18 protein-coding genes and 1 tRNA gene are annotated in these 23,221 nt (G+C 67.7%); 9 read left to right on the plus strand and 10 right to left on the minus strand.

Translation table 11 applies throughout. The features are described 5' to 3' along the window. Window positions 1-254: 254 nt before the first annotated feature. The 4 genes from KK483_RS11585 to KK483_RS11600 all read right to left on the minus strand — a co-directional run bounded on the left by KK483_RS11585 (window position 255) and on the right by KK483_RS11600 (window position 6,427). Window positions 255-1,634 (minus strand): Cys-Gln thioester bond-forming surface protein, encoded by a 1,380-nt coding sequence (locus tag KK483_RS11585; protein WP_262005149.1) that lies wholly within the window; start codon window positions 1,632-1,634, stop codon window positions 255-257. 298 nt (window positions 1,635-1,932) lie between these two features. Then, window positions 1,933-2,445, minus strand: a complete 513-nt coding sequence (locus tag KK483_RS11590; RefSeq protein ID WP_262005150.1) for a single-stranded DNA-binding protein — start codon at window positions 2,443-2,445, stop codon at window positions 1,933-1,935. Between the two features lie 220 nt (window positions 2,446-2,665). Next, a complete protein-coding gene (locus KK483_RS11595) occupies window positions 2,666-4,378 on the minus strand; it encodes a GTPase (RefSeq protein WP_262009441.1) in 1,713 nt (570 codons plus the stop codon). Window positions 4,379-4,711: 333 nt separating this feature from the next. Next, the gene (locus KK483_RS11600; protein ID WP_262005151.1) at window positions 4,712-6,427 is read right to left on the minus strand and encodes a dynamin family protein; all 1,716 of its coding nucleotides are present in this window, start codon (window positions 6,425-6,427) and stop codon (window positions 4,712-4,714) included. Window positions 6,428-6,748: 321 nt separating this feature from the next. Here KK483_RS11600 and KK483_RS11605 point away from each other — a divergent pair. After that, window positions 6,749-6,824: transfer RNA gene (locus tag KK483_RS11605), tRNA-Arg, on the plus strand. A gap of 166 nt (window positions 6,825-6,990) precedes the next feature. Here KK483_RS11605 and KK483_RS11610 read toward each other — a convergent pair. The 4 genes from KK483_RS11610 to KK483_RS11625 all read right to left on the minus strand — a co-directional run bounded on the left by KK483_RS11610 (window position 6,991) and on the right by KK483_RS11625 (window position 10,693). After that, window positions 6,991-7,179, minus strand: a complete 189-nt coding sequence (locus tag KK483_RS11610) for a hypothetical protein (RefSeq protein ID WP_262005152.1) — start codon at window positions 7,177-7,179, stop codon at window positions 6,991-6,993. A gap of 484 nt (window positions 7,180-7,663) precedes the next feature. Beyond that, entirely contained in the window at window positions 7,664-8,422 is a 759-nt protein-coding gene (locus tag KK483_RS11615; RefSeq protein WP_262005153.1) for a sulfite exporter TauE/SafE family protein, read from the minus strand. Between the two features lie 4 nt (window positions 8,423-8,426). Then, entirely contained in the window at window positions 8,427-9,701 is a 1,275-nt protein-coding gene (locus tag KK483_RS11620; RefSeq protein ID WP_262005154.1) for a glutamate synthase-related protein, read from the minus strand. Further along, a complete protein-coding gene (locus KK483_RS11625; RefSeq protein ID WP_262005155.1) occupies window positions 9,698-10,693 on the minus strand; it encodes an asparagine synthetase A in 996 nt (331 codons plus the stop codon). Before KK483_RS11625 ends, KK483_RS11620 begins: the two co-directional genes overlap by 4 nt. A 571-nt stretch (window positions 10,694-11,264) precedes the next feature. Between KK483_RS11625 and KK483_RS11630 the strand changes: the two genes are divergently transcribed. Genes KK483_RS11630 through KK483_RS11665 form a run of 8 tightly spaced genes read left to right on the plus strand, consistent with a single transcriptional unit; the run spans window position 11,265 to window position 19,913 of the window. Then, the gene (locus KK483_RS11630; protein WP_262005156.1) at window positions 11,265-12,356 is read left to right on the plus strand and encodes an LLM class flavin-dependent oxidoreductase; all 1,092 of its coding nucleotides are present in this window, start codon (window positions 11,265-11,267) and stop codon (window positions 12,354-12,356) included. Further along, entirely contained in the window at window positions 12,350-13,594 is a 1,245-nt protein-coding gene (locus tag KK483_RS11635) for an MFS transporter (protein ID WP_262005157.1), read from the plus strand. The genes KK483_RS11630 and KK483_RS11635 overlap by 7 nt, the downstream gene beginning before the upstream one ends. A 20-nt stretch (window positions 13,595-13,614) precedes the next feature. Continuing rightward, the gene (locus KK483_RS11640; protein ID WP_262005158.1) at window positions 13,615-14,079 is read left to right on the plus strand and encodes a cobalamin B12-binding domain-containing protein; all 465 of its coding nucleotides are present in this window, start codon (window positions 13,615-13,617) and stop codon (window positions 14,077-14,079) included. Beyond that, window positions 14,079-15,317, plus strand: a complete 1,239-nt coding sequence (locus KK483_RS11645; RefSeq protein ID WP_262005159.1) for an acetyl-CoA carboxylase biotin carboxylase subunit family protein — start codon at window positions 14,079-14,081, stop codon at window positions 15,315-15,317. The genes KK483_RS11640 and KK483_RS11645 overlap by 1 nt, the downstream gene beginning before the upstream one ends. Continuing rightward, on the plus strand, window positions 15,314-16,816 hold the full coding sequence (locus KK483_RS11650) for a PqqD family protein (RefSeq protein WP_262005160.1): 1,503 nt from the start codon (window positions 15,314-15,316) through the stop codon (window positions 16,814-16,816). Before KK483_RS11645 ends, KK483_RS11650 begins: the two co-directional genes overlap by 4 nt. A 1-nt stretch (window position 16,817) precedes the next feature. Beyond that, entirely contained in the window at window positions 16,818-18,095 is a 1,278-nt protein-coding gene (locus tag KK483_RS11655) for a methylaspartate mutase (RefSeq protein WP_262005161.1), read from the plus strand. A 58-nt stretch (window positions 18,096-18,153) separates the two neighbouring features. Beyond that, window positions 18,154-19,362: an ATP-grasp domain-containing protein gene (locus tag KK483_RS11660; RefSeq protein WP_262005162.1), complete on the plus strand. Its 1,209-nt coding sequence runs from the start codon at window positions 18,154-18,156 to the stop codon at window positions 19,360-19,362. Window positions 19,363-19,412: 50 nt separating this feature from the next. Beyond that, window positions 19,413-19,913 carry a flavin reductase family protein gene (locus tag KK483_RS11665; protein WP_262005163.1) on the plus strand — a complete coding sequence of 167 codons (501 nt, stop codon included), beginning with the start codon at window positions 19,413-19,415 and terminating at the stop codon, window positions 19,911-19,913. Window positions 19,914-20,284: 371 nt separating this feature from the next. Here the strand turns inward: KK483_RS11665 and KK483_RS11670 are convergent, their stop codons facing one another. Together KK483_RS11670 and KK483_RS11675 are read right to left on the minus strand one after the other, a co-directional pair. Next, window positions 20,285-20,440 (minus strand): hypothetical protein, encoded by a 156-nt coding sequence (locus KK483_RS11670; protein WP_262005164.1) that lies wholly within the window; start codon window positions 20,438-20,440, stop codon window positions 20,285-20,287. A gap of 729 nt (window positions 20,441-21,169) precedes the next feature. Beyond that, entirely contained in the window at window positions 21,170-22,582 is a 1,413-nt protein-coding gene (locus KK483_RS11675; RefSeq protein WP_262005165.1) for a DUF6777 domain-containing protein, read from the minus strand. Window positions 22,583-23,221 lie beyond the last annotated feature (639 nt).

The raw sequence follows: 23,221 nt of genomic DNA on the forward strand, positions 1-23,221 counted from the left end.
CCGCCACCCCAGGAACGAAACCCGTATCGCCGGGCGCCGCCGACCTGCCCCTTCCCGGGTCACCCGCGTAGTTGATCGGCCACCGGCCGTTGCCGTCGGCAGCAACGCGTCACCGCGCGGGGCCCACGGAAGGCCCCGCGGAGGGCGGGGGCGGCGGACGGTGGCCCGCGGCGGTGGAGGGCGGACGGCCCCGGTGGGTGAGGTGTCCGGGGCCGTCGGCGGCGAGGCGTGGTCGGGTGCCTACTGCTCGTGGGTCACTCCTCGGCGGAGGACCCCTCCGGCGTGGAGCCGGTGGGCGGGGTCTTCTTCTTGCTGACGAACAGGACGGCGGCGCCGCCGATCACGACGAGGGCGATGGCGATGCCCGCGATGACGGGGGTGGCGTTCGAGCTGCCGGTCGCGGCGAGGTTCTCGCCGCCCGAGGTGCCGCCCGCGGAAGCGGGGCTCGGCTGGGAGGACGGCTGCTCGGGGGCCGGGCCGCTGCTGCCGGTGGTCTTGCAGTCCAGTACGCCCTTGAAATTCTTGGAGAACCCGCCGGGGCCGGTGATCGTGAAGTCGTACGCCTGGTCCTCGGGGACAGGAACGGTGACCGTGCGGGACTCACCGGCGGCGACGGTGTGCTTGAAGCCCATCAGCTCGAAGCCGAACGGCTCGTCGCCCTTGTTCGTGGCCGTGAGGTCGATGCCGCCCTTGGCGCAGTTCTTCTCCGCGGACAGCGCCGGGATGGGGCCCGCCTTGGCCCAGGTCGCCGAAGCGGTCGCGGAGACGGTGGACTGGCTGGATCCGGCGAGGATCTGGGTCTGGCTCCTGGTCACCCCGGCGAACGCCCGGCCGACCGGCACCGACGTGGTCGCCTGGACGGTCAGCGAGGCGGAGCCGTCAGGAGTGCCCGAGGGTATGTCGAAGTAGAGCCGGCTGCCGTCGGCCGCGGTCGTGACGGGCTTGCCCGCCTCGTCGGTCACCGTGACGCCACTCGCGGTGGCGTCGGCGGGCGGGACCACCGTGACCTGGTCGGCGTCGGTGCGGACCGTGACCGGACCGAGGCGGCCGCCTGCCTTCCCGGAGACCGCGTTCGGCTCCAGGCTCAGCGAGGCCCGGGGCTCCTCGACGTCCTTCGCCTGGTCCTGCAGCCAGTCGGCGAGCTTCTCGGCGGCGGGGTCGAGCGCCTCGACCTCGGCGCCGTCCGAGTAGCGCCAGATGGCGACCTGGGTGCCCGCGGCGGCGGTCCGCTCGGTGAGCGGGCCGGTGCCCGCGCGGTCGGCGAGTCCCGTGAGGTCGTCGACCTGGGGGTAGGAGTGCTGCAGGATCCAGCGGATCCTGCCGGCGTTCTCGTTGGCGCCGAGAGAGGTCTGGTCCCAGGGGGTCTCCAGGTACTTGGCCTGCTCCTGGGTGGGGTTGTGGATGTCGATGCAGTACGTCTTGAGCGTGCCGCCGCCGTCGACGGTCATCTCGAAGAGTCCGGCGGGCAGTTCCTGGTCGCGGCCGCCGTCGTGGAGCACGGCGCGGTCGAAGATGGTCAGACCGTCGAGCGTGGCCGACGCACCGCCCGAGTGCTGGGGGGCCTCGTCGGCGAGGGCCGGTCCCGCGGTGACGATCGCGCCCGCGGCGAACAGCCCCGACACGAGAGCCGCCATGGCGAGACGGGCGGCTCCCCGCCCACGTACAGAGAACGCAGAAAACACAGAATTCCCCTCCGGGCGAGGCCCTTTCACATGGGATGTGGAGGGGGATCGCCTCGCCTGCAGCCTCAAGTGCCCCGTGGTACTGGGGAATTCTAGAGACGCGGCGCGACCCGATGCCCCGTCATACCTTGAGATAACCATTCCGAATCGGAATCGTTATCGCGAACTTGCATCCCCCGGTGAACTATCGACAAATCTCTACAATCGCAGGTCGGGGGTGGGGGGTGGGGGGTGGGGTGGGAGCCCGCACTCAGAAGGGCGGCGCCGGGGCGGCGTCCGGCACCGCACCGGCGGCGACCGGTGCCGGGCCGCCCGGTGCGGCACCGTCGGCCTGCTGCTCACCGGCGTTCGCCGCGCCCGGTGCACCGGACCGCCCTGGGGACCGGTCCGACGGATACGGATCCCCTTTCGCCGCCCGCCGGAACGCGGACGTACCGCGCGTCAAGTCGTGCCCGGCGGCCACCGCGTCGACCACGGCCGACGAACGGCGCACCCCGTCCCGCTCCTCCTCGCGCACCTTCAACCGGCCGTGGACGACGAGAGGTTCACCGACCGACACCGAGGCCGCCAGGTTCAGTCCGAGCGTCCGCGACGCCCACACCGTGTAGAAGCTCGTGGGCCCGTCCGCCCAGAGCTCCCGCAGCCGGTCCCAGCGCCGCGATGTCACGGCGAACCGGAATCGCGCGTATCCCCCGCTCTCGGATTCCCGGTACTCCACAGCCGTCGCCACATTGCCCACCAGCGTCACCGTCGTCTCGTTCATGACGGGTCCCCTCCCGTTCGTCCCTAACGCGCCGATGCCCGTCCATCCGGCCCCGCGCTGTCCGGTCCCGCGTCGTCCGGTCTCCATGCTGGACCGGCTGCCGGATCCCCGCAGGCGCCTGTGGACCGGCCGGCGAATGGGGAGAACCCCGCCACCCACACGAGTGGGGGCGGGGTTCTCCGAACCACGGCGGGCCAGGACCGGGCACCGGGCACCGGGCTCAGCGTCGGGACACCGTCACGTACTGCTCCCGCACCTCCCGGTACCGCAGCAGCTCAGCGGCGATCGGGTCGAGCACCTTCGCCCGCCCGCAGGCCGCCGCGGCCTCCTTGAGGCGCCGCTCCGCGTCCTGCCCGTACCGCCGCGCGGGCCCCTTCGCGGCCGCGGCACACGCCCACTCCACGAGCGGCCCGCCCACGATCCCCCCGAGCATCAGCAGCACCGGCGGTACCAGCATCGGCTCCAGGACGCCGATGATCTGGCCCAACAGCCACAGCCCGCCGTAGATCTGAAGCAGGGTCATCGCCGCCTGGGCCAGCACCGCGGCGGGCCACCACGTGGGCCGCGGCGGCCGAGGGCTCGGCGTGCCCAGCGTGACCGCGAGCTCGTCCAGCGCCTCGGGCAGCCCTTCCGCACCGCGCACCGCCGCCTCGCGCACGGCCTGCGCCCAGGGCACGGGCAGCCCGTGGGCGGCCTCGTCCGCGACCGTCCGCACCGCCTGCTCGACCCGCTGGCGTGCCGTGAGCTCCTCCTCCACCGGTTCCGGTGGCTGCGGCAGCCCGCCGCCGGGCGTGCGGACGCGCTCGTACCAGCGCCACAGCCGCAGCCAGGGCGTACCGCAGGCACGCCCGGCGTTTCTGCGCCACTGGCGTTCGGCCTCCTCGCCGACCGCCTTGGCACCGACCGCGCCCGCCAGCCGCGCCGTGAAGTCGTCTCGGGCCCGCTCGCCGAGGCCGGGGTGCCCGTCGGCCACGTACAGGGACCTCAGCCGCTTCGCGGCCGCGTCGACGTCGGCGGAGATGCGCCGGGCGGCGGCGGTGTGGTCCTGGACGAAGCGTCCGAGCAGGTCGCGCAGTTCGCCGACGCCCTCGCCGGTGAGCGCCGACAGCGCGAGGACGGTGGCGCCGGGTTCGCCGTGCTCTCCGAGGGCGATGCCGTCCTCGTCGAGGAGCCGGCGCAGATCGTCGAGGACCTGGTCGGCGGCGTCGCCGGGCAGCCTGTCGATCTGGTTGAGGACCACGAAGGTGACCTCGGCGTGCCCGGAGAGCGGTCGCAGATAGCGTTCGTGGAGGGCGGCGTCCGCGTACTTCTCCGGGTCGACGACCCAGACCACCGCGTCCACCAGCGCCAGCACCCGGTCCACCTGCTCACGGTGCACGGTCAGCGCCGAGTCGTGGTCGGGCAGGTCCACGAGGACGAGCCCCTGCAGTGCCTCGTCGCCCGATCCGCCCGCGAGCGGCCTGCGGCGCAGCCGGCTGGGGATGGCGAGCCGGTCCAGCAGTCCGGCGGCGCCGTCGGACCAGGAGAGGGAGATCGGCGCGGATGTGGTGGGCCTGCGCAGGCCGGTTTCCGAGATGGGCACTCCGGCCAGGGCGTTGAACAGCGTCGACTTGCCGCTGCCGGTGGCGCCCGCGATGGCGACGACGGTGTGCTGCGAGGACAGCCGCTGCCGCGCGGCCGCCTCGCCGAGGACCCGGTCCGCCTCGTCGAGTGCGCGGCCGTCGAGCCGGGTGCGGGAGAGGCCCACGAGCTCGCGGAGCGCGCCGAGGCGGGCCCTGAGCGGGGCGGCGTACGCGCCTCCGACGGGGCTGTGGGGCTCGTCGGCGAGGAGCGAGACGTCGTCGTCCGCAAAGGCGGAGGGGTCGTTGGCACGGCGGGCGATGAGGCCGTCGTCCCAGCGGACGTCACCAGGTCTGGCGGCCTCCTCGGGCATCTCATGCGGCTCATGCGACTCCGGCGCCTTTGCCGCCTTGGCCGCCGATTCCTGTGCCGCCGGCTTCCCGGCCGCCGACTCCTGTGCCGCCTCACCGGACTCACCGGCGGACACGTCGGCGAGCCGGTCGGCAGAGCCGTCGGCGGACCCCTCGGCGGGTCCGCCCTCGGCCTCCGGCCCCCGCCCGGCATCCGACGCGGCCTGCGCCCCGGCTCCGGCCCTGGCCATGGCCCTGGCCCCGGCTTCCGCCTCGGCCTCGCCCTCGCCTTCGCCTTCGGACGCCCCGTTCCCCGAGCGCCCCTCGGTCTCCCCGGTGACAGCGGTCACCAGCGCTCACCTCTCCTTCTGCAGTACGGACAGCGCGGCGATCAGCTCGGCCTGCGGCTCCGGAGTCACCTCAAGGGCATCGAGCGGGGCGAGCCGCCGGTCGCGCTCGTCGAGCAGTACGCGTTCGATGTACGTCTTCACGAGCTCGCTGCCCTTGTCGCGGAGCCCCAGCGCGCCGTGCGCACCCATGCGTTCGGCGAGCCGCTCCCCGGCCGCACGGGCGCGCCGGCCGCCGAGCAGGGACGAGGCGAGCAGCGCGGCGACGGTCTCGGCGTCGGGGGCGACGGAACGTTCCATGCCCCGTACCGCTTCCTCCGCGAGCTCCTCCAGCACCCGGCGCCAGCGGCGTACGGCCATCCCGATGCGCTCCGAGCACTCCCGGTCCGCCGGCGTGCGTCCGCCGCCGACCGCCCCCGCGGCCGGCTCGCGCCGCCACGCCTCCTGGACCCGCTCGTCGGCCGCGGCGACGGCGCACTGAAGGAGGGCGGTGAGGCTCTCGGCGAGCGCGTCGAGGAGCTCGCCGGCCGAGCTGTCGCGCGGGTAGCCGCGCCAGCGGGTGCGGGCGTCCCCGGCGAGCACCGCTCCGCGGGCGAGCTGTTTGCGCACCCGCTCGGCCTCCAGGGCGTACGCCTCCTCGACCGCGCCGGAGAGGCGCAGGGCGGCGGCGTACTGCGCGGCGACGGCGCCCGCGAGCTCCGGCATGCGGGCGTCGAGCGAGTCGATGACCCCGGCCGCGGTCCGTACGACGGTCTGCTGGCGTGCGGCGGGGTCCAGGGCGCGGTGCACCAGCCACTCCCGCAGCGCGACGACGGCGGAGTCCGGCAGCAGTCCGCTGCCGCGGCCCGCGGACTCGGGCAGCTCGGGGATGGTGAACCGCGGTACGTGGCCGAGCCCCGCTTTGGTCAGCAGCGCCGCGTACTGCCGGGACACCTCGTTGATCACCTGGTGCGGCACCCGGTCGAGCACGGTGACGAGCATCGCGTCGTACTCCTTCGCCGTGCGCAGCAGATGCCAGGGGACGGCGTCCGCGTACCGGGAGGCGGTGGTGACCATGATCCAGATGTCGGCGGCGCAGATCAGTTCGGCGGCGAGCATCCGGTTCTCGACGACGAGCGAGTCGACGTCGGGGGCGTCGAGCAGGGCGATCCCGGGGGGCAGGGTGGCGGAGGTCTCGATCCGCAGAGCGCCGTCGTCCGCCGACCCGCCACCGGTGCCGACGCCCGCACCGACGCCGACGCCTCCACCGACACCGGCACCGATGCCGGTGCCGGTGCCGGTGCCGGTGCCCGCTCCGGGACCGGCACCCGGGCCGGTACGCGTGAGCGCACCCCCGGCCGCGGTCTCCTCCTGCTGCGGGAGCCACACGCGCGTGAGGTACGGCAGTACGCGCATCCCCGCGAACCAGTGGTGGTCGTCCGGGTGGCACACGAGCACCGGCGTCCTCGTGGTGGGCCGCAGCACTCCCGCCTCGCTCACCCGGCGCCCCACGAGGGAGTTGACCAGTGTCGACTTCCCGGCTCCGGTGGACCCACCGACCACCACGAGCAGCGGCGCGTCGGGATCTTTGAGCCGGGGAACGAGATAGTCGTCCAGCTGCGCGAGCAGTTCGTCTCGCGTCCGCCGCGCACGCGGCGCGCCGGGAAGGGGCAGTGGAAGACGCACGGCAGCGACACGGTCGCGCAGGGCGGAGAGTGCGTCGATCAACTGAGGCCGTACTTCCATGGTCACCACATGCGAAGAATGCCCAATTTTAGAGTCTTTTTGAAGCGTATAAGCATCCCTGCGCGCCGATCAGACAGACGGAACAGACGGGACGAGTGGGGCGCAGGCATAACGAGTGCACAACACCCGGGCCCAGAGGCGAAAAAAGCGCTGCGAGAATCGCACCTGCCTGCGATTATCGGTTCGCTTCACCGAACCTCCACATCGTGCCACGCAGGTGAAGCATCCGGGTCAAGGTGATCGGAGCCCTATCCTTGTCCCGGCGTCCCGGCAAGGTCACGGACAACCCACCAGGGCTCCAGGCCGCCGAGGCCACACCCGGCCCCCGTAGCTCAGTGGATAGAGCAGGCGCCTTCTAAGCGCTTGGCCGCAGGTTCGAGTCCTGCCGGGGGCGCCAGTGGCTCCACGTCAGACTGGCGACGTTTTCGCAGGTCAGGTCGTGTCTGCCTGGCGGCTGTCTCCCAGGCCACTCACATGCACCCGAAAGCCCGCCGAGCAATGCCGAAGGACGGTGCGGGACCCCATCTGCGTGGAATCCCGCATCGCCCTCGACCGCATCCGACCTATCCCGCCTCGGGAACGTACCGGATGCCTTCGATCTGCTTCAGATAGTCGGCCAGCCGGCCGGCGATGCTCCTCGCATAGACAGCGAGGAGCACGGGCGCGCTGTTCCCCGCCCACTCGGCGACCTGGGCAGGAGGTATCCCCTTGTTGAGCCGCGCCGTGAGGCAGGTGTAACGGCAGTCGTACACACGCTTGCCCGCCTCCGGTTCTCGGTACCGGCGTGCGCGTCGGAGACCCCGCAGCCCCCGTGCGCGTACTCACCCGGGCAGCGCGCCTTGATCAGGCCGGCGAAGAACTCCTCGACGGCGGGCAGGCCCCTCGGCCCCGCGCTGACGTTCTCCGCTTCCGAGTGGTCCTCCCCGTTCACAGCGCGCAGGCCGGCACCTACGATCGCTGACACCCAGACGTCGAGCAGCAGTGCCCCGCCGGCGGCATAGAACCGTCGGCGGGGCACTGCTGTGGAGCGGGGCTTGCGGAAAGACCTCAAAGGCGTGGCTCAGAGGTGTGGCCAAGACCGCCAGGGAACGGGCGAACGCACCGGACGCGGCACGGGATCCCACCAATCGTTGAACAGACAGAGGCGTACCGACAACGAGGCAAGCGGCCGATGAGATCGCATGCCGGAGGGCACCGCGGAGGAGCGGAGCCGGAGGATACGCGCGAGAGCCGAGATCAGTCCACGAGCATGATCACGGATGCGGTGATGCCCACCACCGCGATGACGCCGCGCAGTGCGTCAGGCGACAGTCTGCGCCCGACGCGGGCACCCAGAGTGCCACCCAGAGTCGAGCCCAGGGCGATGACACCGGCGGCAGCCCAATCGACCTCCGTCACGGCGATGAACACCACGGCGGCGACGCCGTTGACGATCGTTGCGAGGACGTTCTTGGCAGCGTTGAGCCGCTGCAGGTCGTCACGGAGCCAGCTGCCGAACATGCCCATGAGCAGGACGCCTTGGGCGGCGCCGAAGTAGCCACCGTAAATGCCCGCACCCAGTACCCCGCACAGCATCGGCATGCCGCCGTCCTGGTCGCTGTCTTCTCCCTGGCGAGCTGTCAGCCATCGGTTCAAACGGGGCTGGAGCATCACGAGGCAACAGGCAAGCAGGATGAGTACCGGCACCACCGCGTCGAAGGCGGAGACCGGTAGCGCGAGGAGAAGCAGGGCGCCGACGAGCCCTCCGACCAACGAACAAGCCCCAAAACGGACGAGGCGCTTCGACTGGCCTTTGAGTTCATGACGGTAGCCATGAGCGGCACTCAGGACACCTGGTACCAGACCGATGTTGTTCGACACGTTGGCCAGGACCGGGGGGTACCCGAACGCAAGCAGGGTCGGAAAGGTGATCAAGGTACCTGAGCCGACCACCGCGTTGATCGCTCCGGCGGCAACGCTTGCACCACCGATGGCGATCATTGTGAGGGCGTCCATACGGTCACCTCTCTGTGTTCGCGGCAGACCTGGCGGATCCCTCGGACAGCCATATGTCCTCCGCACTCAGATCGTCGACGGTGTAGTTGCCCAACGCGCTGATCAGCAGGCGCATCTCGACACCAAGACAGTTCACGAGATTGACCAGTCCCTGCTCCGGATCCTCGTCGGCCGCAGCCAGTGCGGCCCGGCCGAGGCCCACGGCGGAGGCGCCCAGGGCGAGGCATTTGACCGCTCGGGCTCCTTCCCAGATCCGACCCGTCACGAGCAGGCAGTTGTCCTGAGCGTCCAGACGGTCGAGACAATCGGCCAGAGGAAGTCCGACGTGGTTGAGAAAGGACCGCGGCGCCCAGCCCGTACCGCTCTCTGCGCCGTCCACGGTCACCGCGTCCGCACCGGCCTGCCACGCGACCGATGCGGCGTGGTGGACGTCACGGGAGGGCGGCAGCTTCACCCACACGCGGCATCGCGGGTAGTTGTTGCGCATCAGCCGGATCTGGTTGCGCAGGATCTCCTCGGTAAACGTACCGGGACTGCTGCAGCGCAGTACGGAGTCGGTGTTCTGGTCGTAGACATCCAGGATGTCGTACTGCGCAGAGAGTTCGCTCGCTCGGTTCCTCGCGACGAGTGTCATGCCCCCGACGCCGGGCTTCGCGCCCTGCCCGACCTTCAGCTCGAAGGCCAGTCGGCCGCTCTCCAGTAGCGGCTGTGCAGCGGGGTCGCTGTAGACCAGGTTCCACACTTCAGCATCGGCATCTTCGGTGCTCTGCTGAACGACGACGCCACCCAGCCCATCCGGTACGGCGTCGGTGTAGGCCGTGATCCTGCTCAGCAGGGAGCCGTGCTGCTCACCCTCCATCCGCCCGTAGCCCGAGACGGGGACGATGTTCTCGCCGATGACCATGGGGATACCCAACTGGCCGGCTTGCTGGGAGACCGCTGTCCCCAGCTCGCCATTGGCCACTTGGGTGGAACCGAATGCCGATACGTAGACCGGCAGGGAGGAACGGAATCCGCCGACTTCCGCCGACAGATCCACGTCATCGGACAACGGTTCCCGACCGAGGGCGATCATCTTCTCCATGCGCCGTGGCACGAAGACCGGGGGAACGAGGCGAGCGCGGTCGATCGAATCCCTCGCTCTGGCCGAGCCGTCGACATACTCCCCGAACATCGTGGTGCCGTATCTGAGGCTGTTCGGAAACGCCTCGGCCGCACCGTACTTGGCCCGAGCTCGGACCTGTTGGTCCGGGAAACCCGGTGCCTTCAGATCGCTCACGGGCGAGCCAGCCCGGGGAGCTTCGGGTAGGCCGACGCCTGCCAGACGGCGTCCAGGCCGCCGAGGAACCGGGTGAATCGCTCGACGCCAAGGCCGAAGCCCGCGCTCGAAGGGATACCTTCGCGGGCCAAGGTCAGGTACCACTCGTACTTCGCAGGGTTCTCGCCCGTCTCCCGGATCCGCGCGACGAGGTTGCGGTAGTCCGACTCGCGCTCGCTGCCACTCATCATCTCGCCGAAGCCGCCAGGGAATATGAGGTCGAAGTTGCGCAGCACGCCCGGCTCTTCGGGGCACTCCTTGTCGTAGAAGCCACGGGAGCCCTTGGGGTAACCGGTGATGAAGAACGGTTGTTCAGCGGTCCGGGAGATGACCTCCTCACCCTGCCAGTCGATCTCCGCGTGCGCGTCCTGAGCATGACCACGCGCCTGCAGGTTCGCGACGGCCTGCGTGTGGGACGTCCGGCCGTAGGGCGCGCTGAGCACCTGCTTCAGCTGCTCCACGTCCCGTCCGAGCTCTTCCAACTCCGCCTGCGCCGTGGCCAGGACGTGCTCGACGCAGTGCTTCGTCAGCCTCTCGGCGACATCCATCGCCTCCTCGCGCGAACCGTTGGCGATTTCGACATCGAGCTGGTGAAACTCGGCGAGATGGCGGTGAGTGACCGCAGTCTCCAAGGGCTCCAGGCGCACGTTCGGTGCCACATGAAAAATCTTCTCGAAAGCGAGCAGGGACGCCTGCTTGTAGAGGATCCCGCTCGTCATGAGCTTGAAGCGGTGCCCGTAGTAGTCGATGTCGACCTGCTTGGCACCCCGTGCACCCGGATCAGTGACCGGCCCGATCGTAGGCGGCAGAAGCTCCGTGAATCCGTCGCTGCTGAGGAACTCACGTGCACCAGCGATGAACCTGTTTTGCACGATCAACGCAGCACGGGTTCGCTTCGAAGTCAGGTGGGCACGGGGAGTGGGGAGACTGACGCCGGAGGTCTCGGCAGACAAGCCCTTTTCCTTTCTGAGTTTCATGGGAAAGCGGCCGGTGTTCAGGACCTTCGGACGAGCGCGCCCGAAAAGGCCACAGGAGCGTTGACGTGAATAGATGATGCTGCACGAAACTTGCGCAGAGACTCATGCTACCCCGCTCGGTAACCGGGGATGGGGAGCCGGCATCTTCATCGATGGCCGGATGCACGGATTCAAGGATCAGACGTGCAGCCAGGAAGGCTAGCACAGTTCCCTGAGGTGCTGTCCCCCATGAAGTGAGGGGGCGGCATGGTTACTTGACAGTTTCGATGCCTCTTGCCGTCGAGCTGTGGATCATTTTGACTTGCTAATTCGACGCGTGGCATGATGACTGCTCTCGACAGCAAGATCGGACAGGCACGCGTAGTCGGCTTGATCCGGTAGGCAGTCACCTCTCTACACCTCTGGGACTTCCCCGAGGAACTCGCAACCGCGTACGCCACTGATCTGCGTTCAGGGATTCCTGCGCTCATTCGGCGACTCGGTCAATTCTGCTTGCCAAAATCTGGACAGTACGGCCTCGAGCCTTTCCAAGGGGACCACAGTGCCCATGCATACTTTGACCGGCCTTCAGCAAACTGACCTGAAATTCCATTGGTGTTCACCGCTGGACAGTGGCCAGCAGCGGGCTAGCGAGAAGTACCAGACCGGCCAACTCGACTTCGATGGCATCGTCGACTTCGCGCGAGAGGCGGACGAACTCGGCGTTGACTCCCTGCTCATGGGGATCAGCTATCACATGCCGGATCCGCTTCCCATGATCGGAGCGCTGGTCCGCGAGACCAAGCATGTGAAGTTCATCCTGGCGTACCGTCCCGGGCTGCTGTCACCCACTCTTTTCACGCAGGTGGTAAACACCGTCTCGTGGATGTCTGACGGCCGCATCGCACTGAATCTAGTGGCAGGCATCTCGCCCGCGGAACAGGCTTACTACGGCGACTTCCTCGCACACGACGACCGGTACACCCGGTCCGACGAGTTTCTCGGCATCCTGCACCGCTTCTGGCGGGGTGAGACCCCGCTGACCCACCAGGGGCAGCACTATCGCGTCGAGGATGCACAGCTCGGCCTGGGCTTCAAGGACGGCGGGCGGCCGACCGTGTACATCAGTGGCGCGTCCGACCGCGCGCAGCAGTCCGCGGTGCTGCACAGCGACTGCTGGCTGCGATACGGCGACACGCCCGAGGGAATCGCGAAGGCGGCGCGGCCGGTTCTGGAGCAGGGATGCCAGGTCGGTATCCGTATGCACGTCCTGGCGCGTCCGACGCGTGACGAGGCGTTGGTCGACCTCGCGGAGATGATGAGCAATCCGGATGAAGAGCACAAGGAGTGGGTGAACAAGTTCGTCGGCGCCTCCGACTCAGAGGCGGTGAAGACGTCGTTCCGCCTGGCCGAGCAGGCCAGTGGCGACTGGCTCTCGCCGATGCTCTACTCCGGTGCCGTTGCCTACCGTGGCGGCCCCGCATTGTGCGTGGTCGGGAGCTACGAAGAAGTGGCGGCCTATCTCTACAAGTACAAGGCTGCCGGCGTCAGCGAGTTCATCTTCTCGGGCTGGCCCACTCGGAACGAGATGAGGACTTTCTACACCCATGTACTCCCACTGATCCGCGAGCACGAGCGTACCGCGTCCACGGCATGGTGATTCCTGCAGAGCGAGCCAGGCGAGGGCTGTTCGCCGCAGGAGTGCTGCTCGGCTTGGTGGCGGAGCAGGTGGTGCTGTACAGCGTCCCGCTGCTCATCTTCCAGGACACCAACCAGGTGTCCACGCTCGGTCTGGCCTTCGCACTTGAATGGCTGCCGGGGCTCCTGGCCTATCCCTTCGCGGGCCTCATAGCCGACCGGGACGGCGGTGCACGTCTCTTTTCCCTGGTGACTGGTGCGCGCGCTTGCGTTCTCGTGGGCGTCGTCGCCGTCTGCCTCACAGCCCCCGGCTGGACAACTGCAGCTCTCATGACGAGTGGCGCGCTGTTGTCGATGCTGGTGGCACCCGTGCGGATGTCCGTCGAGAAGATGGTTCCGCAGGTGGCCAAGGGAGAACACCTGGCCCCCACGCAGGCCATCGTCCAGAACATGGAGTTGCTGGCCATGGCCCTGGGCCCGGGCCTGGCCATGCTGGCAGCGCTCGCGCTGGGAAAGATGTGGCTGCTTGCGCTGGCTGCGACGGTGTTCACCCTGGGGGCTTTGTGCTGGCTGCCGCTGCCTCGCGGGGGACGGACAACGGGTGCCGGCACTGTCCGCGGCAACCTGTCGGAACTCAAGCTCGGCTGGACGCTCCTCCTCGGGAACAGGCCGGTGCTTCTCCTTGCTGTTCTGAACTTCGCGATCAACTTGGTTATCGCGACGGTTCTGAGCGCGAACGCGGCACTGGTGACCGGCGTCTTCGACGCCCCGGACTCGGCATACGCGATGCTCAACATCTGCGTCGGGGTGATCGGGCTCATCAACCTCTTGGTGATACCACTCCTGCTGAAGCGGTTCGACGTCTACCTGCTGGGAACCATAGGATTCGTCCTCCTGTGCGTGGCCCTGCTACTCGTGGGTCTGGCGCCTTCCTTCACCGTTTACGCTGCGGCATTCGTGGCCACGCTCACGGGCGATGCGACGTACAACGTTTTCAACCGCACCCAACGAGTGAAAGCAATACCCAAAGATCACTTGGGAAAGGTGATGGGTCCTTTCTACTTGCTCAACATGCTGTCCTATCCCATCGCTGGAATACTCACGGCCAGTTTCGGCGGTACGTTCGGGACCCAGCCGCTTGTCATCGTACTGACGCTCGCCCTCATCGCCTTCGGCACCTTCTTTTTGCCGTTGACGATGCGCAGCTTCCGCCTAGCACTGGACAACCGTGAAAGAATTCCCACAGGAGCCCAAGCGTGAGTGCCGGATTCCCTTGCCTGTTGACCACTGTCGAATCTGATTCACATATCTGGAATCTTGTCTACCTTCAGAAGTTTCTTGAAGAGAATGGTGCGGAGGTTAAGAACCTGGGCGCCTGCACTCCGGTCGGAACTGTTACGCAAGCCATACAGGAATACCGTCCTTCACTTCTCGTAGTGTCAAGTGTGAATGGACACGGGCATCACGGGGCGCGTGTTCTCCTCTCCGCTCTGCGGAAGAGCGGACTCGAAGTCCCGTCTGTCGTGGGAGGAAAGCTCACGATCGCAGAGTCGGACAACGACTGGGTTCGGCGCGATTTGCTCAACCACGGATACACCGACGTTTTCAACGGTGAGGACGCCATCGAAAAGTTTCAGGGATTCCTGAGGCTTGGAAAGTCCTCGGGATTCTCTGCCTGGCAGGCGGACGCGGCGGTCGTTCCACCTTGGGACCAGCCGGAACCCGTAGCGACAAGGACACATTGATGCACATTGTCATCGTCAACCGCTGGCCTCGGTTCTCCGACGGCAAGCGGTGGGACAACGAGTTGACCAGATACGAGGAGTTCATCGACCACGACCGACACAAAGTCAGCTACGTGGTCGACGCCCTGGGCGAGGAGGGGGTCCTGGCGGCCCCGTCGACGATTGCATCCCTGGTGCGGGTGGACGACGTCAATGACTTCGCATCACTGCGTGCCGCGGTTCTCAAGATCACGGAACACGTCGGTTCTGTAGACCAGTTGATAGCCCTGTCCGAGTTCACCCTGGAGATCGCCGCTCGGGTGCGTGAGGACCTCGGGCTGCCCGGGCCGACTCCCGCAGAGGTCGCAGTGTACCGGGACAAGGTCCGAATGAAGCAGGTACTTGCCGAGGCGGGCGTCCGTGTCCCTCGTTTTGCAGCCTGCGAGGACGCGGAGCGGAGCCGCGCCTTCGCGGCATCCTGTGGATACCCGGTCATCGTCAAGCCGGTGGACGGCGCCGCAAGTATCGGCGTCCACCGTGTCGATGACGAAGCCGCGCTGGCTCAGCTGCTGCCCACCCTCGACCTCGGGCGCTACGAGGTCGAGGAATTCGTCGAAGGAGCCGTCTACCACGTCGACGGTTTCGTCGACGAGCATGCGCGGATCCGCTTCCAGGCTGTGTCCCGGTACGTCAATGACTGTCTCGCCTTCGGAACCGGGTCCCCCCTGGGCTCGGTGATCGTCCAACGGTCGGGGCTGCGGAACCGGATCGAGGAGTTCGCAGGCAGGTGCGTATCCGCGCTCGGCATGAGTACCACTCCGTTCCATCTGGAACTCTTCGTGACTCCGTCGGACGAACTGGTCTTCCTCGAGATCGGTGGCCGCGTCGGCGGCAGCGAGGTGCCACACCTCCTCAACAAGCTGTTTGACGTCAACCTCTTCGAAACCTGGCTGCGAGCGCTGGCCGGGGAGCGGATCTGGCTACCGGACAAGCCGGCGGACCCGTCGGGTGGTTGGCTCGTCCTGCCCAAGCCCACGCAACTGCCGGCCCGCGTGCTCAAGGCGACGCCCATGCGTGAACAGGTGCCGAGCATCTGGCGCGAGCTCCTTCCGGAGGTGGGCGACGTACTGGAGCCGGGAGGCGCCTACGACGCCCTGCACAGCGGCAGATTCATCCTTCTGCACGAGACACAGGAACAGGTGGAAGCCGACATCCACCGCATCATCGAGAACTTTGAATTCGAGGCATCTTCGCTATGAGCAATCAGTCGCCCACGTACGGCCGCGAGAGCGACAGCACGCTCCACGAAACGCTGAGCAGCTACCTCAGCGCCGTCGAACTGCACGGGATCGCATCGGTCGGTGACAAGCTGATCGAGGCCGCAGGCGGAGTCGGGCAGCTGGCCGACTACAAGGTCATGGTCGCTTACGGCGGCGGCAAGGACAGCTCGTACGTCGTCGCCTTCGTGCGCGCGGTCCAACTGCACCTGCAGCTGGCACACGGCCGCACCTTCGTCATGCGCGTCGCCAACATGCGGCACGCGGGTGTTCCCACCGCGGTGATGGAGAACATCGACCGGGTGTACCGGGCCCTTGAGCTGCTCGACGACCCCCGCTGCGAGCTGATCACGGTCGACCACACGGAGATTCGCCGGTTCTGCGTCGATTTGCCGCTGCCTGACCGGCTGCGCACCATCAACCGCGTCGATGTCCTGATGAACGGACACCGCTCAGCAGGCGACGGGCGACCCACTTTCTGCAACAGCTGCAATCTCGCCGTGGCCGACTTCTACGGCCGTGCCGCTTGGTGGCAGGGCGGCGTCGACGCGATCATGACCGGTGACTCGAGACGCGAGCAGCTGCTCTACTCCGCCTGGATCCTCCGCTTGGCCAAGGAGAGCGGCATCGATGTGGAACAGTGCCGCAGCATGGGCTTCCGCGGACTGCTCACCGCACTGCGCGGCATCGCCAACACCTATTTCCAGGAGCTGTTCGGCGAGGACGGTATCGCCGAACTCGCGGAGCGTGAGGTCGCCACGGGAGACCGCTCGCTGCAGCCCGCCTTCATCTCGATCTATGACCTCGTCAGCTACCGCGTACACGACCACTGGGAGCTGATCGTCGACTTCCTGGGTTTCCAGTTCGACGATCTGGCCTTCAGTTTCACTGAGTCCGACTGCGCCAATCCGACGCTGATGGCCCACCTTCGTGGACTGCGGACGCAATACGTCGAGGGACGGACCTACGAAGCCGGCATCAAGGAGTACCTGCAGCTGGCCGAGATGATGATGCACAAGAAGGAGATGCCGGAGCGCCTCATCCAACTGGCGCTCAGCCGCTACGACACGTCCGAGAAGATCACGGAACGGCGCGGTATGTCCGCGGAGTATGCCCTGGACGCCTTTGCACTCCAGGAGGACGCTCTCGTTGCCATGGTCTTCTCCCCGTTTACCGACGAAGGAGCACGGCTGGCGCGATTCGTCGACGACTGCCACCCCAAGATGGCCGGCCGTGTCGCGGACCTGCACCTCGCCCTGCGAGGGGAGTCCGACACCGAGGACGTCATCACCTGGCTCAAAGAGGTTTCCGCTCTCACGATCGGCCAGCTGCGCACGCTCTACCGGAGTTCCCTGGTCGACTTCCAGACGAAGGAGTCAATGATCGCCCGGGTGCGTGTCGGAGACCCGCACAAGGCAGAGATCGAGACGGTGGACCCTCAGACCGGCAGCCGCACGCTCGAGCTGATCTCGGGTCGGTGAAGTGTCCGGCCATTTCGATCGGTTCATCGCCGACGTACACCGCCGGGACGAACTCGTCGTCCAGCCACGCATGGGCTTCGGCAAGCTCCAGACCATGGAGTCGGGGCTGCAAGCGGTCGCCGCACTGGACGTCCCCGCCGTGGGAACACTGACGCTCGACAGCTACACCCGCGTCGGGGACTACACGACACCACTGGAACGGCTGGCCGCCGGCGAGGAGGTGAACGGCTTCCCGCTGCTGTCGCACCCGACCCGTGCGACGCAGGGCATGCTCGACGGCTTGTACGGCCCCACCTTTCCTGTTCAGGTGCGCCACGGCACAGCGCTCCCTTTGCAGGTGTTCAAAAGCCTGGTGGAAGTCGGCCTGGAAGCGACGGAGGGCGGTCCGGTGTCGTACTGCCTTCCCTACAGTCGTCTACCGCTCGCCCACGCGGTGCAAGCCTGGAAGGAGAGCGTCCAGTTCCTGGCCTCCGAGACCGAGTTCGGACACATCGAGAGCTTCGGGGGCTGTCTGCTCGGGCAGCTGTGTCCGCCCTCGCTCACGGTCGCGATGGCGGTGCTTGAAGGGTGCTTCTTCCGGCAGCACGGCCTGCGCCACATGTCACTCAGCTATGCGCAGGGAACGCTGCCCGCCCAGGACCGTGGAGCGCTCCGGGCAATGCGTTCCCTCGCGGCGGAGTATCTGGGGGACGTTACCTGGCACGTGGTCCTGTACACGTACATGGGCCTGTTCCCTCGCACGCCTGACGGCGCGACCGGACTCATCCGCGACAGCGCACGGCTCGCCCGGGACACCGGGTGTGAACGCCTCATCGTGAAGACCGTGTCCGAGGCATGGCAGATACCGAGCGTGGCGGAGAACCTGGCTGCTCTCCGACTGTCGTCGCAAGCCGCGGAGGGCCCTCCTGCCCCCGCAACGGCGGTGGAGGATGCCTTCTTCGACGAAGTCATCGAGGAGGCGAGACTCATCATCGAGTCCGTCCTCAATCTCAACCCCGATATCAGCCTGGCTTTCGTGAAGGCGTTCGCCGACGGACTGCTGGACATCCCGTTCTGCCTTCACCCGGACAACATGGGTGCCGCAACGTGCGTGATCGACGATCGAGGCGCTCTGGTGTGGGGATCCCGCGGGAGGCTGCCGCTGTCTCGCACGGGCTCCGGTCACCGGACGGACCGGTTCAGCTCGGATCGTCTGTACTCCATGCTCAACCACGTCGCACATCGCTATGACAGCCGCGCACGCGCGCTCAAAGACAACCCCCGTCTCTGCATCCCTTGACAGTCAGCGAAAGCCTGAAATGACGCCGCCCGCTCACACCAAGCCCACCCTCGTCCTGGTGGACGCGCTCTCCACGGGAGCCTTGCTCGCGCGCGAGGCCGCCGACAGCTACCGCGTGACGCATGTCCGCTCCCGTGCCCAACTGCCCGAGACCTTCGCGGCGAGCCTGCCGACCGATCTGTTCGACGAGGATCTCACCTATCCCGGCCACACCGACGACGTACGAAGGAAGCTGGCCGAGCGCAGCCCCGTAGGGGTCGTTCCGGCCAGCGAGTTCGGTGTCGAGGTCGCCGACGAACTCGCGGAGGCACTCGCGCTGAGGGGGAACACCCCGTCACTGTCGTCCGCGCGACGGGACAAGTCCCGCATGATGGCAGTTCTATCCGCTGCAGGGATACGCACGCCACGGCAGCTGCGTGCCGGTGGAGCGGCAGATCTGCTGAGGTGGCGGCGCCAGGAGAAACTCGGGCGTGTGGTCGTCAAGCCACTCGACAGCGCAGGGTCGGATGATGTCTTCACCTGTGACACTGACGAGGAGGTGACCACGGCGTTCGATCGCATCATCGGTAAGACGAACCTGATGCTCAGGCCCAACGAGTCCGTCCTGATCCAGGAGTACCTGGCCGGGGACGAATTCATCGTCAACACGGTCAGCAGGGACGGCAGGCACTGGTGCACGGACGTCTGGGTCAGTGCGAAGACCGTCCTGTCCGAGAAGCGGAAGGTCTACGACTACGAAGACCTGCTTGAGCCGGATGACCTCCGCCTCGAGCAGATCGTTCCCTACGTGTCCGACGTCCTGGACGGGCTCGGCATCACCAACGGCCCCGCCCACACCGAGCTGATTCTGACGCACGACGGTCCAGTTCTTCTGGAGACGGGCGCACGCATCTCGGGTCTCGCCAACCCTCCGGCTCTGGATCGCTGCACGGGCGCCAACCAGGTCAGTCTCGCGCTGGACTGCTACACGGCCGATGCCCGGTTGCTTCTCAGCCGCCCACTGCGGTACGAGCAGAACGAGCACGCGCGCTGTGTGAACCTCTTCGCGCGCCGCGCGGTGAGGCTTCCGGCTTGTGCCATCAGGGAGGCTCTACAGGACCTTCCCGCGTTCGAAAGCCTCCGCTTCCGTGTGGCCGACAACGGGGAAACAAGGCCGACGGTGGATCTCAACTCGTCGCCGGGCGTCGTGTTCTTCGTCCACAAGGACCGCAACGAGGTCGACCGGGCTTACAAGGTTCTTCGTGAGATCGAGCACGAGCTGCTCTGATCCGCTGTCCAACCGCGCACACCCGACACAAGAATCATGGTGAGGCTCTGATGCCCGTACCCCCTCAGCAGTTCCGCGACATCTTCGGATCATTCCCCACCTCTGTCTCCATCATCACGGCTATGGACAACGACGGAATGCCTCGCGGTTTCACCTGCAATGCCATCTGCGCAGTGTCAGCCGACCCGCCCCTTCTGCTGATCAGCATCAGCAAGACCTCGCAGACACTGCCCGCCGTCCTTTCCTCGCGATCCTTCGTGGTCAACTTCCTGGCCTCTTCGGGTGTTGAGGCGTCCAACGTCTTCGCAGGCAAGGGGCAGGACAAGTTCGCTGATGTGCGGTGGCAGCCGTCGGACGTCGCGAGTGGCGCGCCCATATTGAGTGACCTTGCCCTGGCATATGCGGAGTGCCGCGTGGAGCAGACCGTGGAAGCGGGTGACCATCTGCTGGTCATCGCCCGGGTCGACGGAGGCTCGACGTTCCCGCGGGATGCGCTGCTGTACTGCCGGGGCGAGTACAGCCGCAAGGCGGGGTTGGCTGCCGTGAGCTGATGTGCTTGCGGATGGAGGGCCTCACCAGGCCATCCGAACAACCGGCATCCGTCCGTCCCTTTGCGACACCCGCTGGTCCGGTCACGGCTCGGGCGACTCCGAGCACCCCTGCTGCTGGCGGCCGGAGGAGGCCAAGACGGCGCCGGGCGAACGGGGCCACGGCGGACCGCCGCCACCCGAGGGCTCAGGACCGTGCCACGAGATGCCGGAACACTGCAGCTAGCGGGACTGCCACGCTCGTACGAGATCCTTTTCGGACCCCAATACGCGGTCATCGGCAGACCGTCGGCCACCCCGCAACGTGCGGCCACGACCAGCGGCGTGTCGGGACCGGTGCCGGGGACAGCGAGCATGTCCCTCACGAGAGCGTCTCACTCATGACGACCGAAGGGCTTGGTCTCCAGCCACTTGACGGACCCGACGAAATGCACCTTCCGGGCCACCGGCTCGCGGTCTGCGCCGACAAGGTCGATCTCGGGGTCGTCCTGCCGGTTCCACCAGCCGCGATGGCCTCGGTCTCGGGCCACTCGTCATCGGGAAGAAGGCGCAGCAATGACTCGCGGATCAGTGGCCCGACCGCGCGGCCACGCCAGGTGATCCAGGATCACTCGATGCAGTGCAGCGCCAAGTCGCCGCGACCGCGCTCGATGAGCGGGATCGCGCGCTGCAGGAACGCCGGCCAGAACCGCAGGTACGGGTCAGCGATCCGACAGCGATTGTTCTTACCGTCCGGTTTGACGGACAGGGGGGAGATCAGCCGCCAGAACCCGCCTGGTCCGCAGGGTGGTCAGCAGCGGGGAAAGCGTGCCGGACGGCAGTTGCGCCGCTGCCACCGCTTGGGGGCAGCGATCGCGCTGGACGTCCGCTCACCACTGCCGACCGATTCCAGCACAGCCCGTGAGCGGGACGCTTCGGGGAACTCGCCCAAGAGGGACGGCTCGCCAGCCACGACAAGGAGGAGAGGGATTTGGCGACGGACCCGGAGGAAGTCGATACGGCTCGTTCCCGGGCGTCACGACTGCACGATCTCTGGGAATCCTCCCGTGATCAGCTGAGCGTCCACGGCCTCTGCCGCGTCCGGCGCGGTCATGGCCTGCGCGTCTGGCGGATTCAGGGGTTGGACAGTCATCTTCGTCGCCCGCACGACTGCACCCCCTCCATCACCGACACGTCGCTGTCGACCAGCAGCAACACCGGCTTGGAGGAGCAGATGACGGTCCCAGACAGCGACGAAGCCGGAGCGCTCCGTCACAGCGTTACCCCCCGGGTGGCCTGGAGCACACCTCTGCCACCACTCTCCGCCACCACTCTCCGCCACCACAGGAGGCCGGCCCGTCCGGCGACCTCGGAGCTCCCGGCCGTACGCGCTGCTCGGGAGTGCGGGGCTCGGCGGGGGACTGCGGCCCATCCGGGGACTTCGGTGCCTCCGGCTCATCCGGGGACTCGGGCGAGTCCGGCGAGTCCGGCGGGCTCGGGGAGTCCGGCTGGGCCGGCTCGGGTGATTCCGGCTCCTCAGGTGATGCCGGGGACTCCGGAGGCTCCGGGCGCTCCGGGGACTCCGGAGGCTCCGGGCGCTCCGGGGACTGCGGAGGCTCCGGCTCCGACGGCTTTTCCGGGGCCTTCGGTTTCTCCGGAGACGTCGACTCGGAAGACGGCGACCCGTCCGGAGACCAGGGCCTTTCCGGAGAGCGCATTTCGCTGTCCCGAGGCTCGCCCTCCTTGCCCTGCTCCTTCTCCTTTTCCTCCTCCTTCTTCTTGGGCTCTTCCTTCTTCTCCTCGTCCTTGATCGTTCCCTTTTCTCCCTCCTCGTCCTTCCCCTTGTCCGGGGGCGGTTCCGCCGGCGCGCTCGTCGACGGCGACGGCGACGGCGACGGCAGCACCGGGTCCGGGGAGCCGGAGGGCAGGCTCTCCGGAGGGGGGACCTTGCGGTCGTTGCTGCCCCGGAGGTCTCCGCTCGGACGCTCGAACCACGCCTTGCGGTCCTTGTCGAACACCGTGATGGCCTTCATCGGCTGTGCGGCGGGTTTGACCGCGACGAGGCCGGAGGGCTGGAACGACGTCCACCGGTCGCCCGTGTACGTCGGCTTTCCCTCGACGGCAACGGGCGGGGTCAGCGGGTTGCCGCAGGCGCAGCGGACCCGCGGTACGCCGTGGCCGTCGACCAGGACGGCCGTACCGGTCTGGAGGATCGCCTGGTAGGTGGTGGCCTCGCCGTTCTTGTACCCGTGGCTGGTGACACGGGTGTCCCAGCCCAGCCGGACGGGTGTCAGGGACCGCAGGTACGAGGGGATGTCGGACTGCCGGACGCTCAGAACGCCCGCGAAGACCTTCCCTTTGTCGTCGTTCTCCGTCAGATACCTGATCTGCTTCTCGACGTCGCAGCTCGTGACGTTCTGCGTGCCCCCGTACAGCCCCGGGTGCGCACCGTTGACCTGGAGAGTGCCTCCGCCGCTGCCGCCCGGTGCCGACACCCCGGGGACCGAGGACCGGTCGCCCGCGGCATCGGCCTCCGCGGAATCGGCCTCCGTGGCCGTCGAGGCGGTGAACGGGTCGGCGCCGGCCGCCGAGGCGGTCTGGAGGAAGACTTCCCCGCCGCCCCTGCCCCCGCCCACGAGCGGGTAGGCGAGGACCACCGCCATCACGACGGCCAGCGCGGCACCGGCGCTCACCAAAGTACTGCGCATCCGCCACCAGGGCGACGACCGCCCGCCGCGGCCCCGGTCCGGCGGCTCACCCGGTCCGCCCGGTCCGCCGATGACGACCGGGCCGCTGGGAGGGCCCGGTGGGGTCGGCGGTGGTCCAGGAACCCCCTGCGGCTGCTCACCCGACGACGGTCCGGACAGCGGCCCGGACGGAGGGCCGATGGGGCGGCCTCCGGAACGGCCTGCGGGGGGGCCGGACGGAGGAGGTAGGGAACTCACAGGCGCTCTCCCCAGACGTAAGGGCATCGGAAAATTCGCTCAACCCCGTTTGCCCTCTCTGCAGCTATTGCTCCATATCCGGAAGGCGTGAATTACGGAGATTTCCCTCCGCAAGAATGGACGAACGGGGTCGCCGGACGCCCTTGTCGCTTCATGGGCCTTCCAGCAGTGGGGGCGTATGCCCACGTATCAAGAAGACCGCCGGCGAGCGGTCCGGGTCATGTCCCTGAATTTCGGGACTTGACAGATACCAGAGGTCCCGCACGACCACGCCGCCCCCGCCCCGCCCCGCGCGGCGCCCCGCACCCGCACCACCCTCTCAACTTTCCCTTCACCGCAGCACAGTTGGCGTCTCGACCTGCCCTCTTCGCCTCGCCGGCCACGGAG

Origin of the sequence: Streptomyces sp. FIT100 (assembly GCF_024584805.1) — a bacterium.
Classification (GTDB): domain Bacteria; phylum Actinomycetota; class Actinomycetes; order Streptomycetales; family Streptomycetaceae; genus Streptomyces.